This is a genomic window from Pseudomonas sp. SWRI81 (assembly GCF_014268545.1).
GTDB classification, from domain to species: Bacteria; Pseudomonadota; Gammaproteobacteria; order Pseudomonadales; family Pseudomonadaceae; genus Aquipseudomonas; species Aquipseudomonas hamedanensis.
On the sequence record NZ_JABWQS010000069.1, the window covers coordinates 1 to 14,460 of the forward strand.

At 60.6% G+C, this 14,460-nt stretch carries 14 protein-coding genes; 9 read left to right on the top strand and 5 right to left on the bottom strand.

Annotation, left to right across the window (positions count from 1 at the left end):
- Window positions 1-248: 248 nt before the first annotated feature.
- On the bottom strand, window positions 249-1,010 hold the full coding sequence (locus HU765_RS25830; protein ID WP_186623861.1) for a gamma-glutamyl-gamma-aminobutyrate hydrolase family protein: 762 nt from the start codon (window positions 1,008-1,010) through the stop codon (window positions 249-251).
- 282 nt (window positions 1,011-1,292) lie between these two features.
- On the opposite strand from HU765_RS25830, the gene HU765_RS25835 reads away from it, so the two are divergent.
- From HU765_RS25835 to HU765_RS25850, 4 genes are all read left to right on the top strand, one after another.
- Complete coding sequence (locus tag HU765_RS25835) at window positions 1,293-2,669, top strand: glutamine synthetase family protein (protein WP_007918694.1); 1,377 nt, start codon at window positions 1,293-1,295, stop codon at window positions 2,667-2,669.
- Between the two features lie 181 nt (window positions 2,670-2,850).
- Entirely contained in the window at window positions 2,851-4,341 is a 1,491-nt protein-coding gene (locus tag HU765_RS25840) for an aldehyde dehydrogenase (protein ID WP_186623862.1), read from the top strand.
- Between the two features lie 49 nt (window positions 4,342-4,390).
- Window positions 4,391-5,674, top strand: coding sequence for an FAD-binding oxidoreductase (locus tag HU765_RS25845; protein ID WP_186623864.1), 1,284 nt, complete (start codon window positions 4,391-4,393; stop codon window positions 5,672-5,674).
- A gap of 493 nt (window positions 5,675-6,167) precedes the next feature.
- A complete protein-coding gene (locus HU765_RS25850) occupies window positions 6,168-6,716 on the top strand; it encodes a cupin domain-containing protein (RefSeq protein ID WP_003226097.1) in 549 nt (182 codons plus the stop codon).
- A gap of 87 nt (window positions 6,717-6,803) precedes the next feature.
- Here the strand turns inward: HU765_RS25850 and HU765_RS25855 are convergent, their stop codons facing one another.
- Entirely contained in the window at window positions 6,804-7,085 is a 282-nt protein-coding gene (locus HU765_RS25855) for a fructose-bisphosphate aldolase (protein ID WP_186552616.1), read from the bottom strand.
- A gap of 345 nt (window positions 7,086-7,430) precedes the next feature.
- Complete coding sequence (locus HU765_RS25860) at window positions 7,431-7,862, bottom strand: hypothetical protein (protein WP_186623872.1); 432 nt, start codon at window positions 7,860-7,862, stop codon at window positions 7,431-7,433.
- Window positions 7,863-8,029: 167 nt separating this feature from the next.
- On the opposite strand from HU765_RS25860, the gene HU765_RS25865 reads away from it, so the two are divergent.
- The 3 genes from HU765_RS25865 (at window position 8,030) to HU765_RS25875 (ending at window position 10,023) form a co-directional block, all read left to right on the top strand.
- Window positions 8,030-8,419 (top strand): hypothetical protein, encoded by a 390-nt coding sequence (locus HU765_RS25865; RefSeq protein WP_186623874.1) that lies wholly within the window; start codon window positions 8,030-8,032, stop codon window positions 8,417-8,419.
- Between the two features lie 16 nt (window positions 8,420-8,435).
- Window positions 8,436-8,858 carry an HD domain-containing protein gene (locus HU765_RS25870; RefSeq protein ID WP_186623877.1) on the top strand — a complete coding sequence of 141 codons (423 nt, stop codon included), beginning with the start codon at window positions 8,436-8,438 and terminating at the stop codon, window positions 8,856-8,858.
- 145 nt (window positions 8,859-9,003) lie between these two features.
- The gene (locus HU765_RS25875; RefSeq protein ID WP_186623878.1) at window positions 9,004-10,023 is read left to right on the top strand and encodes an AbrB family transcriptional regulator; all 1,020 of its coding nucleotides are present in this window, start codon (window positions 9,004-9,006) and stop codon (window positions 10,021-10,023) included.
- A gap of 138 nt (window positions 10,024-10,161) precedes the next feature.
- Here the strand turns inward: HU765_RS25875 and HU765_RS25880 are convergent, their stop codons facing one another.
- On the bottom strand, window positions 10,162-10,938 hold the full coding sequence (locus HU765_RS25880; protein WP_186623879.1) for an NAD(P)H-dependent oxidoreductase: 777 nt from the start codon (window positions 10,936-10,938) through the stop codon (window positions 10,162-10,164).
- A 62-nt stretch (window positions 10,939-11,000) separates the two neighbouring features.
- Between HU765_RS25880 and HU765_RS25885 the strand changes: the two genes are divergently transcribed.
- Window positions 11,001-11,918: a LysR family transcriptional regulator gene (locus HU765_RS25885; protein WP_186623881.1), complete on the top strand. Its 918-nt coding sequence runs from the start codon at window positions 11,001-11,003 to the stop codon at window positions 11,916-11,918.
- Between the two features lie 254 nt (window positions 11,919-12,172).
- Window positions 12,173-12,958 (top strand): DeoR/GlpR family DNA-binding transcription regulator, encoded by a 786-nt coding sequence (locus tag HU765_RS25890; protein WP_186552609.1) that lies wholly within the window; start codon window positions 12,173-12,175, stop codon window positions 12,956-12,958.
- A gap of 114 nt (window positions 12,959-13,072) precedes the next feature.
- On the opposite strand, the gene HU765_RS25895 is transcribed toward HU765_RS25890, so the two are convergent.
- Entirely contained in the window at window positions 13,073-14,356 is a 1,284-nt protein-coding gene (locus tag HU765_RS25895) for an FAD-binding oxidoreductase (RefSeq protein WP_186623883.1), read from the bottom strand.
- Window positions 14,357-14,460: the final 104 nt, after the last annotated feature.

Genomic DNA, 14,460 nt, shown 5'->3' on the forward strand with positions numbered 1-14,460 from the left:
CGATAGCAATAGACCAGTCAACAGAGATGTCGACTGACATGGCCTCATCGCGAGCAGGCTCACTCCTACAAGGGGATTGCGCATGCCTGACTGAACGTGCGCTGCGAGGGCTTGGTCGGCGCCGCCGTCCTGGCTGCCTGGGTCGTACTTGTTGTTATTACAGGTGTTGTTGCTCACAACTGACGGGTGCGCGCAGGCACGCCCGACCGCTGTGGGGGCAGTCAATCGTTACGTATTCGTTGTTGGTGTCAGCGCTGGCTGCGCCGCGCCGCCCGTTGCCGGCACGCGGCGCCGAACGCCTGGAAAATCTTCAGGTAGTTGGGGTTGTCCAGCACCTGCCATTCCGGGTGCCATTGCACGCCGAGGGCGAAGGTCGGGCTGTGCTCGACCGAGATCGCCTCGATCAAACCATCCGGCGCCACGGCTTCGGCGCGCAGGCCGGGCGCGAGGCGGTCGATGCCCTGGCTGTGAATCGAGTTGACCTGAAATTCATCCGGCAACTGCAGCGCTTCAAACACACCGCCGGCGAGCACGCTGACCGCATGGGCCGGTGCGTATTGCACGGCGACGTCGGGGCTGTCGGCTTCGCGGTGGTCGAGCATGCCCGGCAACTCGTGCACCTTCTGGTGCAGGCTGCCGCCGAAGGCGACGTTCATCTCCTGGAAACCACGGCAGATGCCGAGCACCGGAACGCCCGCCGCGATGGCTGCACGCAATAAAGGAAGGGTGGTGGCGTCGCGCGCCGGATCGTGATCCGTGCCCGGGGCGCTGGCGGCGCCTTGATAGTGGAACGGTTCCACGTTGGAAGGCGAACCGGTCAGCAACAGGCCGTCGAGCTGACCGAGCAGGTCGTCGATTTCCGTCAGGTTGCCAAGGGATGGAATGACCACTGGCAACCCATCAGCCGCAACGCTGACAGCGCGAACGTACTTGTCGCCGCTGATGTGATAGGGGTGCAGGCCAATCTGTTTGACGCACGCAGTAACGCCGATCAATGGCTTGAATGCCATTTTTATTCACCTCGAAGTTTGCCACTTGAACGAGCTTTTCCGGAGCTTATCCGCGTTTATTTTAATTAACAACTGTCCTGTAAAAAATTCTAAACGCTGCCCGCCAAATCGCTCAGGTTTTACGGCGTTTGGCGGTCGATGTGGCACGCGAGTGTTAATAAAAGCCCGAAAAATAAAGGCTGAAGGGCCAGCTGTTCGCTATTGACTTCACTTTGCCTTTCGGATTGACTGGCTGCGCAACACGGCAGTGAACATAATAATTAACAGCTAAATAGGTGCATCATGTCGGTCCCTCTGCGTACCGTTCAACTCAACGAAGCCAACGCATTCCTTAAGAAATATCCTGAGGTTTTGTACGTCGACCTTCTGATTGCGGACATGAACGGTGTGGTGCGCGGCAAGCGCATCGAACGCACCAGTCTTCATAAGGTGTACGAGAAAGGCATCAACCTGCCGGCCTCGCTTTTCGCGCTCGACATCAACGGCTCCACGGTGGAAAGCACCGGCCTGGGCCTGGACATCGGCGACGCGGACCGCATCTGCTACCCGATCCCCGGCACCCTGAGCATCGAGCCGTGGCAAAAGCGTCCGACTGCACAGTTGCTGATGACCATGCACGAGATCGAAGGTCAGCCGTTCTTTGCCGATCCGCGTGAAGTGCTGGCCAACGTCGTGCGCAAATTCGACGACCTCGGCCTGACCATCTGCGCCGCGTTCGAACTCGAGTTCTATCTGATCGACCAGGACAACGTTAATGGTCGTCCCCAGTCGCCACGTTCGCCCGTATCGGGCAAGCGCCCGGTGTCGACGCAGGTCTACTTGATCGACGACCTCGACGAATACGTCGACTGCCTGCAAGACATCCTCGAAGGCGCGAAAGAGCAGGGCATCCCGGCTGACGCCATCGTCAAGGAAAGCGCCCCGGCCCAGTTCGAAGTCAACCTGCATCACGTTTCCGACCCGATCAAGGCCTGCGATTACGCCGTCCTGCTCAAGCGTCTGGTGAAGAACATCGCCTACGACCACGAGATGGACACGACCTTTATGGCCAAGCCGTATCCGGGTCAGGCGGGCAACGGTTTGCATGTGCACATTTCGATTCTGGACAAAGAAGGCAACAACATCTTTGCCAGCGAGGATCCCGAGCAGAACGCCGCGCTGCGACACGCCATCGGCGGTGTGCTGGAGACCCTGCCGGCGCAAATGGCCTTCCTCTGCCCGAACGTCAACTCGTACCGCCGCTTCGGCGCGCAATTCTACGTGCCGAATTCGCCGAGCTGGGGCATCGACAACCGCACCGTTGCCGTGCGCGTGCCGACCGGTTCGGCGGACGCCGTGCGCATCGAACACCGCGTCGCCGGTGCCGACGCCAACCCGTATTTGCTGATGGCCTCAGTGTTGGCCGGTATTCACCACGGCCTGACCAATCAGATTGAACCGGGCGCCCCGGTCGAAGGCAACAGCTACGAGCAGAACGAACAGAGTCTGCCGAACAACCTGCGCGACGCCCTGCGTGAACTCGACGACAGCGAAGTCATGGCGCGCTACATCGACCCGATGTACATCGACGTGTTTGTCGCGTGCAAGGAGAGCGAGCTGGCCGAGTTCGAGAACTCGATCTCTGACCTTGAGTACAACTGGTATCTGCATACCGTCTGATTACAGGCTCACATAGATCCAATGTGGGAGCGGGCTTGCTCGCGAATGCGGTGTGTCATTCACCAGTGTGTTGTCTGCCACGACGCTTTCGCGAGCAAGCCCGCTCCCACATGGATCGGGTTACCAGATTTCGTTAGGCGTGCGTTCGCCCCTCCCCAATCCTTTTGTCGAGCCCAAAACAATGACCAAAACCCGCAACGACTGGGAACAACGCTTCCAGTCTCTGTCCATCGAATCCCGCGCCTTCATCAACGGTGAATACCGCCCGGCTATCAGCGGTGACACCTTCGAATGCCTGAGCCCGGTCGACGGCCGCTTCCTCGCCGCCGTGGCCAGCACCGATGAAGCCGACGCCAACCTCGCCGTCGAAGCCGCACGCCAATCCTTCAACTCCGGCATCTGGGCGAAAAAAGCCCCTGCCGAGCGCAAGCGCATCCTGATTCGCTTCGCCGATCTGATCCTGCAACACCAGGAGGAACTGGCGCTGCTGGAAACCCTCGACATGGGCAAACCGATCAGCGATTCGATGAGCATCGACATCCCGGCGACCGCCAATGCGATCCGCTGGAGCGCCGAAGCCATCGACAAGATCTACGACGAAGTTGCCGCCACGCCGCACGATCAACTCGGCCTCGTTACCCGCGAGCCATCCGGGGTGGTCGCGGCGATTGTGCCGTGGAATTTCCCGCTGATCATGGCCAGCTGGAAATTTGCTCCGGCATTGGCGGCGGGCAACTCGTTCATTTTGAAACCTTCGGAAAAGTCGCCGCTGACGGCAATCCGCATCGCGCAACTGGCGCTGGACGCTGGCATCCCGAAAGGCGTGTTCAACGTGCTGCCGGGCTTCGGCCACACCGTGGGCAAGGCGCTGGCGCTGCACATGGATGTCGACGTACTGGCTTTTACCGGCTCCACGGCGATTGCCAAGCAACTGATGATTTATGCCGGCCAGAGCAACATGAAACGCGTCTGGCTCGAAGCCGGCGGCAAGAGCCCCAATGTGGTGTTTGCCGACGCGCCGGACCTGCGCGCCGCCGCCCAGGCGGCGGCCAGTGCCATCGCGTTCAACCAGGGCGAAGTCTGCACCGCTGGTTCGCGATTGCTGGTCGAGCGTTCGATTCGTGAGCAGTTCATTCCATTGCTGGTCGAGGCGATGCAAGCGTGGCAACCGGGGCATGCCCTCGATCCGGCGACCACCGTCGGCGCCGTGGTCGATCAGCGTCAGCTCGACAACGTCCTGCGCTATATCAGCATCGGGCGTGAGCAGGGCGCCGAGCTGATTGCCGGCGGCCAGCGCAGCCTCGAAGAAACCGGCGGGCTCTACGTGCAACCGGCGATTTTCGATGGTGTGACCAACGCGATGACCATCGCTCAGGAAGAGATTTTCGGCCCGGTGCTGTCGCTGATCACCTTCGACACCGCCGAAGAAGCGCTGCAGATTGCCAACGACAGCATTTTCGGTCTTGCCGCCGGTGTGTGGACCAGCAACCTCAGCAAGGCGCACACCTTTGCCCGCGGCCTGCGCGCCGGCAGCGTCTGGGTCAACCAGTACGACGGCGGTGACATGACCGCGCCGTTCGGTGGTTTCAAACAGTCGGGCAACGGTCGCGACAAATCGCTGCACGCGTTCGACAAGTACACCGAGCTGAAAGCGACCTGGATCAAGCTCTAATTCTTTAACAGCGGCGGTCGCCAGCGTCTGGCGGCCATCGGAGAATCGTATGAAACAACAACACGTCAACAGCTACTACGCCGCCACCCGCAACGAAGTCATCGACTTCCCGGTGCTTGAAGAGGCGGTGGACTGCGATGTCTGCATCATCGGCGCGGGCTATACCGGTCTGTCCTCGGCGCTGTTCCTCAGCGAGGCCGGCTACAAAGTCACGGTACTCGAAGCGGCGAAAGTCGGCTACGGCGCGAGCGGGCGCAACGGCGGCCAACTGGTCAACTCCTACAGTCGCGACGTCGATGTGATCGAAGAACGTTACGGTGACAAGACTGCAGAAATCCTCGGCAGCATGATTTTCGAAGGCGCCGACATCATCCGTTCGCGCATCAAGGATTACGACATCAAGTGCGACTACCGCCCGGGCGGTATTTTCGCGGCGATGAACAAGAAACAGCTCAACGGCCTCGCCGAGCAGAAGCGCAACTGGGAGCGCTACGGCAACCGCAATCTGAAGATGCTCGACGCAGCCGACATTCGTCGCGAAGTCGGCTCCGATGCTTACGTGGGTGGGTTGCTGGATATGCAGGGCGGCCATATTCATCCACTGAACCTGGCGCTCGGTGAAGCGGCTGCGATCGTGCGCCTGGGCGGCAAGATCTACGAGCAATCGGCGGCGGTGGAAATCACCTACGGCGAGCCGATCACCGTGCGCACCGGCAAAGGCCTGGTGCGCGCCAAATACCTGCTGATCGCCGGTAATGCGTATCTGCCGCAAGGTCTGGATAACCGTGTCACCGCGAAAAGCATGCCGTGCGGCTCGCAGATTGTCGTCACCGAACCGCTGACCGAGCAGCAGGCACGCGGCCTGATCACCCACAACTATTGCGTGGAAGACTGCAATTATCTGCTCGATTACTACCGCCTCACCGCCGATAACCGCTTGCTCTACGGCGGCGGCGTGGTCTACGGCGCGCGGGAACCGGATGACATTGAGCAACTGATTCGTCCGAAGATCCTCAAGACCTTCCCGCAACTCAAGGACGTGAAAATCGACTATCGCTGGACCGGCAACTTCCTGCTGACCATGTCACGCATGCCGCAATTCGGCCGCATCGAGAAAAACGCCTATTACATGCAGGGCTACAGCGGTCACGGCGTCACCTGCTCGCACCTGGCCGGCAAACTGATTTCGGAAATGATTCGCGGCGACGCCGAACGCTTCAACGCCTTCGCCTCCCTGCCGCACATGCCGATGCTCGGCGGCCGCACCTTCTCCGCACCGCTGACCGCCCTCGGCGCCGTCTACTACTCCCTGCGCGACCGTTTCGGCGTCTAAGTTACCTCCCCGGCGGCGGCCCAAAAGCCCCGCCGGTTTTTCACTTTGGCAAGCGCACCGATATCCATAGCGGGAGCAAGCCTGCTCGCGAAGAGGCCAGCCCGGCCGCTGAAATACTGCCTGACACACCAAAATCCCACTGTAGGAGTGAGCCTGCTCGCGATGAGGCCAGTCCAGCCACCGAAAGACGTCCTGACACACCAAAATCCAACTGTGGGAGCGGGCTTGCTCGCGAAGGGGCCATAACATCCAACACTCATGTCGCCTGACACACCGCTTTCGCGAGCAAGCCCGCTCCCACATTGACTGTATTGCCAAGGCAAAAATGACTTTTGCCGAACCATCCATCGAACCTGCTGAGCAACACCCGCAAACGTGATTTAATAGCCGCCTTTCACGGTTCCGGGACACGGGAGCAACGTGATCCGCGCGACCTGCGCGGCACCCGCCACCCACCCCCATCGCCCTTAAGTCGTTCTTACATAAGGCTGTCATGGATACGGGTTCTCGACTCAAACTAGTACGCGAAAGCTACAAACTCTCCCAGCGCGAGCTCGCCCGGCGTAGCGGCGTGACCAACGCCACCATCTCGCTGATCGAACAGAACCGCGTCAGCCCCTCGGTCAGCTCGCTGAAAAAGCTGCTCGAAGGCATACCGATGTCCCTGGCCGACTTTTTCACCTTCGACCAGCCCCCGCGCGAGCACCAATACGTCTTTCGCGCCAACGAACAACCCGACCTCGGCCGCCACGGCCTGCGCCTGCTGCTGATCGGTGCCTCCGTCCCCAGCCGGCAGATGCGCCTGCTGCGCGAGCAATACGCACCGGGCGCAAGTTCCGGCGAAGAGCCGATCGTGCATGCCGAAGGCGAAGAGTGCGGACTGGTCACCCGTGGCACCGTCGAACTGACGGTGGACGGGCAGGTGAGTGTGCTGAATGCCGGGGATGGCTATTATTTCCCGACGACGCTGCCACACAAGTTTCGCAATATCGGGGCGGATGAGGCTGAGATTATCAGCGCGAATACGCCGGCGAATTTTTAAAGCGAAGCTGTTGGATTCCTTCCGCCGTTTTCGCAAATTGGCGAACCCTAAGAAACCGCGTAATCGCGGTTTCTTCGTTTTGACTCACTAATCGGCAAGCCCCCGCCGCTCAATCACCCGAAACACATCACTGACATCCTGCACCATGATCCTGGCGATATTGGTCACCGTGTTGATGTCGTTTTCGGCATAGTCGGGGAGGCTGGTGCAGGCGATCAGGTCGAGGTATTTGAGGACGGCGTTGAGGCGCTCGGCAAGGCAGGCGTGGAGATCGCGCAACGGGGCGTCGGCGTCGATGAGCAGCACGGGGCGTTCGGTGGCGGGGTGGGACATGTGGGCGTAATGGTGGAGCGGTTTGTGTACGGCCATTAGCGGGTCCTTTCATCGGGAAGCAACACCTTCCGTTTGCTGCGATCCATAGGGTGACAGCGGTCAGCGGCGGCTCACTTTAGGTCGCGTTTTCGCTTGTCGCAACCGGCCTGTAGGACGTAAAACCCGCCGCGCAGACGAAAAATACCGCCCCGTTTGGCGACGCAGGCGGCGTAATCCGACAATCGCACGCGCGCTGATGAAAGGGATTAGCCCACTCCGGGACTGCTTCGTAGCCCAGTGGGAGCAAGCTCCCTCGACACTCGGTGTGTTTTCCTACGAATCTTTCAGAATCCCAACTCGGCCAGCCGGGGTTTCAGTCCTGCGCAAACATCCAGTCGGCGATCACTTCGCCTTCCACTGTCCGCCACCGTTTTCACAATCAATCCTGGCCTGAGCCAAATGTTCGGCGTCGTAGTAGTACGTGGTCACATGCGCGTTGTCAGGCAGGTTCAGCGGTTTGGCGCTTTTGTCTTTGCTGGTCGAGTGCGGGTTGGCCAGGGATTCCTGGGTGAGGCGGGCAGTGCAGGTGGCCTGATAGTGATCGTCGCAGCGTTCGACTTTTTTCTTGGTCGCATTGAGCGTGTCTTTGGTTTCGTTGCTGCACGACCAGTTGATCGAGTCTACGGGCACGCCTTCGTACTCGTAGCAACTGTGAGTTTCCACAGCCGGCACCGAGGCGCTGGAGGAGCGGGTCTGGACGTCGCAGCCTTCGGCCATGACGCAGCTGGGAATAATGCAAAACGTGGCGATCAGGAGCAGCAGTCGGGTGTTCATCGGCAGTTTCCTCTCCAATGGCGCCGCGTCTGATCGGTGACTGGGCGCTTGTCTGCTTTCGAGATCGCGGTGACGCGCCAGGTTCAATCGGGTTTCCAAGCGGCGCCGTTCGCGTACACTGCGAAACAATCGGACACATTCAGCGCCCCACGGATTGGAACATCGTCATGATCGAAATCGGCCGCCGCAACAATGCGCCCAGCTCACAACAGCCCTTCCACGATATCTACCTGTTCCATATCGATCCAGGCCAGCCGGACACGCCGTTTTGCTTTGAGCAGTCCATGGGCGGCGGGCACATGGAGCACGGCGGTGCGCGGTTTTTGGCGCGCGATGAACTCGACGCCTGGCCCGGCGAATGGCGCGAACACTTGAAGAAGGCCGATTGCGCCTGGGTGGCCGAGTTGATCGATGCCCATCCGCAGGTCGATCAGGCTGCGCTGGTGTCTTTGATCCTCCAGCGCCATCAGCAACCAAACAAGCCTGTGGGACGCCTGAAAGCCATCGGCCACTGGTTCAAGCGCAACATCCGTGTCGGCGGCCGCTACGGCATCTAAACCCCGGAGAATTCCCATGGTTCAAACCCTCGAACGCGCCATCGCCATTGCCGCCACGGCCCATGCCGGGCAAGTGGACAAGGGCGGCGCGCCGTACATTCTGCATCCGCTGAAAGTCATGATGCGCATGGCCACGCTGGAAGAACGCATCGTCGCCGTGCTGCACGATGTGGTCGAGGATTGCGGCGTCAGTCTCGATGACTTGCGCCGGGAGGGTTTCAGCGAAGAGGTGCTGACGGCTATCGCATCGGTGACTAAAGCCCCCGGCGAGTCTTACGACGATTTCGTCGACCGCGCCGCGCAGAACGCGATCGGGCGGGTGGTGAAACTGGCGGATCTGGAAGAGAACAGCGATCTCTCGCGGATCGCTTCGCCGAGCTGGGAGGATCTGGAGCGGATCGAGAAATATCGGCGGGCGATGGCGCGGTTGCGTATGTAAGGCGTGCGGGGTTCCCTGTGGGAGCGAGCCTGCTCGCGAATGCGGCAGATCAGTTATTCATCAGTGACTGGTGAGACGCTTTCGCGAGCAGGCTCGCTCCCACAATGGATAGGGGTGTGTCAGTTGAATAGCCAGGAAGGCGACGATGAAATCCATTGTGTGTTTGTTGATTGCTGCCGCGTTCGGCGCGTTGTTGCAGTTCGAAGGCGTGCCCCACGGCCTGTTGTTGGGCTCGATTGTCGTTACCGCGTTGTTCGCCAGTAAGACCGGTATCGCCCCGGCAACCCCTTATGGGCTGGGCTACATTCAGGTCACACTGGGCATCGCCACCGGGCTGATGTTCGACGCGTGGGACAGCGAAACGGCCTCAACGATGCTGCCCAGTCTTGGCGTGCTGCTGATCTGTCTGACTGTGCAGATCGCGTTGGCCGGATGGTGGCTCACACGCGGCGCCGGCTGGAACCGCACCGACGCGCTGCTGGCGGTTTATCCCGGCGCATTGGCCGCAGTGTTCGATTTGCTTGAGTCGGAAAAAGCCTCGAGCAAAGTCATCATCGTGCACCTGATGCGGCTGCTGCTGATCACCGTGCTGGTGAGTGTGCTGATTCCCGGACACACAGCGGCGGCCGAGGTCGCCAACGACCCACTGACCACAGGCATGGCGCTGACCGCGTTCTCGGTCATTGCTTTGAGCCTGTTGCTCGGGCGCCTGCTGCTGGTAATCGGCGTCCCGGCGCCGTTCATGCTCACCGCAATTCTCGTCACCGCTGTGTTTGTGAAGTCGGGATGGCTGCATGGCTTTCACATGCCGGAGTGGAGCCTGAATCTGGCCGCACTGATTCTGGGCGTGCGCATAGGCGCACGATTTCAGGGGCTCGGCTTCGCAGAGCTGGCACGACATGGCCGTACAGCGTTGATGTCGGTTGGTTTGATGATTGGCGTTGCAGCGGTGTTTGCTGAAGTCGCCGCGCGCTGGCTGGGCAGTGATCCGCTGTCGCTGTGGCTGGCGTACATGCCGGGGGCGATCGAGACGATTGCGATTGTCGCGTTTGGGGGTGGGCTGAACGTGGTGTTTATCCTGACGCATCATCTGAGCCGGATGGTGTTGCTGCATTTTGCCCCGGCGTTATGGGTACAGATGCGGCGGGTGCGCGGAGAAGTCTGATTTGTGGCGAGGGAGCTTGCTCCCGCTGGGCTGCGAAGCGGCCCCAAATCCTGATGCGTCGATACTTGGTGGCAGGATTTGCGACGACTGCGTCGCCGAGCGGGAGCAAGCTCCCTTGCCACAGAAGCGGTGTTCGTTTCAGCGGATGTGCGCTGAAAAGCCTTCCAGGTCCGGTGCAATGCCGTCCTTCAACGTCAACGCCGGAATCTCATACTCCCCGCCATTCTGCTGCCGAAATCCGATCGGCCGGGCACTCCACAACTCGTCCAACCGCAGCCCCAGTTCAGCGGTGGTCTCGGCGTAGCGTGCTTCGTCCATGCGACTGGTGCGATACACCACGAACGGCGGCACCACTTCAAACCCCGGGTAATACAGAATCCCGTGCTGGATCGGAAACAGCAGCTCATCCATCGGCCCGTTAATCCCGCGTGGGCTGTAATGCGACTCCCAGCCGCCGGTCGTGACGAGCAGCATCGCCCGTTTGCCCTTCATTTTGCCTTCGCCGTAACGCTCGCCCCAGCGGCTGTCGGAGTGTTCGCCGACGCCGTAGGCAAAGCCGTAAGCGTAGACGCGGTCAAACCAGCCTTTGAGAATCGCCGGCATGCTGAACCACCACATCGGGAATTGCAGGATCAAGGCATCGGCCCAGAGCAGTTTGTCTTGCTCGCGGGCGATGTCGGCGGCCTGGGTGCCGTCGGCGTAGGCGCGTTTGGAATCGAGCGAGGCGTGAAAGGGTTGCGATGGGTCGCGCTGCGGTGCGTCGTCGGCGTCGAGCACCGGTTTCCACTTCATCGCGTAGAGGTCGGAGACCTGCACGGTGTGGCCGGCCGCTTGCAGGCGCTGGACCGTGAAGTCGCGCAGTGAGCCGTTGAGCGAAGTCGATTCAGGGTGGGCGTAGACCAGTAATACGTTCATGTCGCGTGCTCCTTGAGTTGGATGACTGCAGGATCCGCGCTCGCCCGGTATATTTGAAATGAATGTCTGATATGTCTGGTATAGCCGTGAATAATTTGAGACGCCTGGATATCAATCTGCTGCTGACGCTCGATGTGTTGCTGGCCGAGCACAACGTCACCCGCGCGGCGCAGCGCCTGCATTTGTCGCAGCCGTCGGTGAGCGTGCATTTGGCGCGGTTGCGCGAGATCTTCAATGATCCGCTGTTATTGCCCGGTCCCAGAGGCATGCGCCCGACAGCCCGCGCCGATGAATTGCGTGAGCCGCTGCGTGAAGCGTTGGAGGCGTTGGAGAGGGCGGTGGCGCCGGCCAGTGCGTTTGACCCGGCGCAGGCGACGCACAGTTGGAAAATCGCCGCGACCGACTACGGCGAGTCCACCGTCGTGCTGCCGGCGCTCAGCCATTTGCGCGAACAGGCGCCGGGCACACGGCTGGCGATCATAGATCTGACGCCGGCGCAGATGGTCAAGCAGGCCGAGCAGGGCGTGTTCGATCTGGCCCTGCACATCAGCGAAGATGCGCCGCCGGAGCTGCATCGGCGGCCGCTGTTCACCGAACACTATGTGCTGGCCGGGCGCATCGGCCATCCGGGGCTGATGAAGGCACCCAGTCGCGAGCAGTTCTGCGCGCTGGAACATGTGCTGGTGTCGCGCGAGGGCGGGGGCTTTTTCGGCGTGACCGACAAGGCGCTGGCCGAGGTCGGACTGGCGCGCAAAGTGGTGCTGTCGGTGCCGCACTTTCTGATGGCGATGTCGGTGCTGGCCAGCACCGATCTGGTGGCGATGCTGCCGTCACGCCTGGTGCGCGGCAATCCGGCGCTGCAAGTAGTCGATGCGCCGTTGCCGGTGCCAGGCTATGAAATGGCGATGTTCTGGGCTGAACGTGTGCACCGCGATCCGGCGCACAAATGGTTGCGTGAGCAATTGCTGGCCTCGGTCTGACCCGCTGTCAGGCGTGGCCGAGGGCAATCGCGAACGACACGACGATCATGCACGCGAAGGCGAAATTGAGATTCATCAGTTGTTCATCCTGAGGCTTTAAGAGTGAGGCCATTGTGAACAGGCGCAACGCAAAGAAAAAATTCGCCTTGTCGATTCCAATGATCAAAATCTTTGATAGCCGCTGCGTTGTATTTGCCTGAGGCTTTCGCTAGTCTCAGCGAAACCTGCAACTACAAGCACAAACAGGCATAACCATGCACGATCATTCCATCGCCGAATTGCCTTCCCTGCGTCGGCAGAAAATCCTTTTGCTGCTTGAGCGCGACGGCAAGGTCATGGCCTCCGAGCTGAGCCAGCATTTTGCGGTGTCCGAAGACACCATCCGCCGCGACCTTGCCGAACTGGACAACGCCGGACTGGTGCAGCGCGTGCATGGCGGGGCGTTGCCGCGACCCAAGGACTCCGGCAAGGATTACTTCACTCGCCTGGATGAGACCGACGAGGTCAAAGTGCGCCTGGCGCAACTGGCGGCGCAGCACATCAAGGACGGGCAGATTGTGCTGTTCGATTCCGGTTCGACCACCTTGCAGGTGGCGCGCTCGTTACCCGCTGAAATCCGCATCACGGCCGTGACCGCTTCACCGCTGACGGCGATTGCGCTGTCCGAGTACAAAGGCGTGAAAGTGATTCTGGCCGGCGGGGAATTGAATCCACACTCGATGTCGGCGAGCGGTCAGGAGGCGCTGCGATTGCTGGCGGGCATCAAGGCTGATCTGGCTATTACCGGGGTCTGTGCGATCCATCCTGAAGTGGGGATCACCTCGCTGCATTTCGATGAAGTGCCGATAAAACAGGCGATGCTCAACGGCGCGACGCAGGTGATTGCAGTGACCACGGCGGACAAGCTCGGCGCGGTGGAACCGTTTGTGGTGGCGCCGTGTACGCGTCTGCATAGGCTGATTACAGAGCTGCATCTGGGGTCGGGGAGTGTGGAGGATTATCGGCGGTTGGGGATTGTGGTGGAACAGTTGCCGGATTGAGGTTTTGTGTTGGATTTGAGGGCCTCTTCGCGAGCAGGCTCGCTCCCACAGGGGGTTTGTGTCGTTCACAAATCCGATGTAGGAGTGAGCCTGCTCGCGATGAGGTCAGTGAAGTCAGCGCAACCGCTCAAGCATCTGGTAATACCACATCCCCACCGCCAGCAACGGGTTGCCAAGCAGATCACCCATCGGCACGCGAACATGCTGGCACGCGGCGAACGTGTCGAACTGCTCCATCTGCCCGGTAATGGCCCGGCTCATGATTTCACCCATGATGTGCGTCGTGGCGATGCCGTGCCCCGAGTAACCCTGGCAATACCAGACGCTATCCGACAGCTTGCCCAGTTGCGGAATACGGTTGATCACAATGCCCATGGCGCAGCTCCATTGATAATCGATCTGCACGCCCTTGAGCGCCGGGAAGGTGCGCTCGATGCACGGGCGCAGTTCGGCAGCGATGTCGCGTGAGTCCTTGCCGCTGTAGTTGGCGCCGCCACCGAACAGCAAGCGACCGTCGGCGGTGAGCCGGTAATAGTCGAGGACGAAGCGGCAGTCGTACACGGCGAGGTCTTCGGGGTTGATCTGCCGGGCCAGCTCGCCGAGCGGCGCGGTGGTGACGATGCCGCCCATGGCCGGGAAAATCTTGCCCTTGAGCTGGGCGGGTTCGAGCTTGTGATAGACGTCGCCGGCGAGCATCACCTGATTGGCGTCGATCCGGCCGTGGGCCGTTCTCACACCGGGTGTATCGCCGTGAATGATCTCCAGCACTTCGCTGTTTTCAAAGATCAGCGCGCCGAGACTGTGCGCCGCCCGCGCTTCACCGATGCACAGGTTGAGCGGGTGCAGATGCAGGTTGCGGGTGTTCTTGATTGCGCCGTGATACAGATCGCTTTGCAGCAGATCACGAACCTGACTGCGATCAAGCAGACTCACTTCATCGCCAAAACCGCGGCGCACGGCTTCTTCGTAATCCTTGCGCAGGCCGCCCATGTGGCTCGGCTTGTACGCCGCGTGCAGATGGCCGTGTTTGAGGTCGCACTGGATCGCGTATTTTTCCACGCGCTGACGAATGATTTCATGCCCGCGCCAGCGCAGGTGCCAAATGAAATCATCGACGTCATCACCGAGTGTCGCGCGCATCTGTTTGCGCATCGCGCCGTCGCCGGACAGGCTGCCGGTGACTTGCCCGCCATTGCGCCCGGTGGCGCCCCAGCCGATTTTATGGCTTTCGACGATGGCGACTTTCAGGCCTTTTTCAGCCAGTTCCACGGCCGTGGCGACACCGGTGAAACCGCCGCCGATGATCACCACATCAACTGTGTGCCGACCTTGCAGGGTCGGGTAGTCGGTGTCCTGGTTGAGGGTGGCGGTGTAGTAGGAATTGCAGCGAATAGTCATGTTGGGTCCACATAAATTCGGGGTGTACACGGTCCCTTGTAGGAGTGAGCCTGCTCGCGATGGCGGTGTGTCAGTTAAAAATCAGCTATCTGACACACCGCCAT

Excerpts from the sequence above, each read along its gene's own strand:
- HU765_RS25830 (WP_186623861.1), bottom strand. The coding sequence starts at position 1,010 with ATGGCATTCAAGCCATTGATCGGCGTTACTGCGTGCGTCAAACAGATT.
- HU765_RS25890 (WP_186552609.1), top strand. The coding sequence starts at position 12,173 with ATGCACGATCATTCCATCGCCGAATTGCCTTCCCTGCGTCGGCAGAAA.
- HU765_RS25875 (WP_186623878.1), top strand. The coding sequence starts at position 9,004 with ATGAAATCCATTGTGTGTTTGTTGATTGCTGCCGCGTTCGGCGCGTTG.
- HU765_RS25855 (WP_186552616.1), bottom strand. The coding sequence starts at position 7,085 with ATGGCCGTACACAAACCGCTCCACCATTACGCCCACATGTCCCACCCC.
- HU765_RS25885 (WP_186623881.1), top strand. The coding sequence starts at position 11,001 with ATGTCTGATATGTCTGGTATAGCCGTGAATAATTTGAGACGCCTGGAT.
- HU765_RS25840 (WP_186623862.1), top strand. The coding sequence starts at position 2,851 with ATGACCAAAACCCGCAACGACTGGGAACAACGCTTCCAGTCTCTGTCC.
- HU765_RS25845 (WP_186623864.1), top strand. The coding sequence starts at position 4,391 with ATGAAACAACAACACGTCAACAGCTACTACGCCGCCACCCGCAACGAA.
- HU765_RS25880 (WP_186623879.1), bottom strand. The coding sequence starts at position 10,938 with ATGAACGTATTACTGGTCTACGCCCACCCTGAATCGACTTCGCTCAAC.
- HU765_RS25895 (WP_186623883.1), bottom strand. The coding sequence starts at position 14,356 with ATGACTATTCGCTGCAATTCCTACTACACCGCCACCCTCAACCAGGAC.
- HU765_RS25865 (WP_186623874.1), top strand. The coding sequence starts at position 8,030 with ATGATCGAAATCGGCCGCCGCAACAATGCGCCCAGCTCACAACAGCCC.
- HU765_RS25860 (WP_186623872.1), bottom strand. The coding sequence starts at position 7,862 with ATGAACACCCGACTGCTGCTCCTGATCGCCACGTTTTGCATTATTCCC.
- HU765_RS25850 (WP_003226097.1), top strand. The coding sequence starts at position 6,168 with ATGGATACGGGTTCTCGACTCAAACTAGTACGCGAAAGCTACAAACTC.
- HU765_RS25835 (WP_007918694.1), top strand. The coding sequence starts at position 1,293 with ATGTCGGTCCCTCTGCGTACCGTTCAACTCAACGAAGCCAACGCATTC.
- HU765_RS25870 (WP_186623877.1), top strand. The coding sequence starts at position 8,436 with ATGGTTCAAACCCTCGAACGCGCCATCGCCATTGCCGCCACGGCCCAT.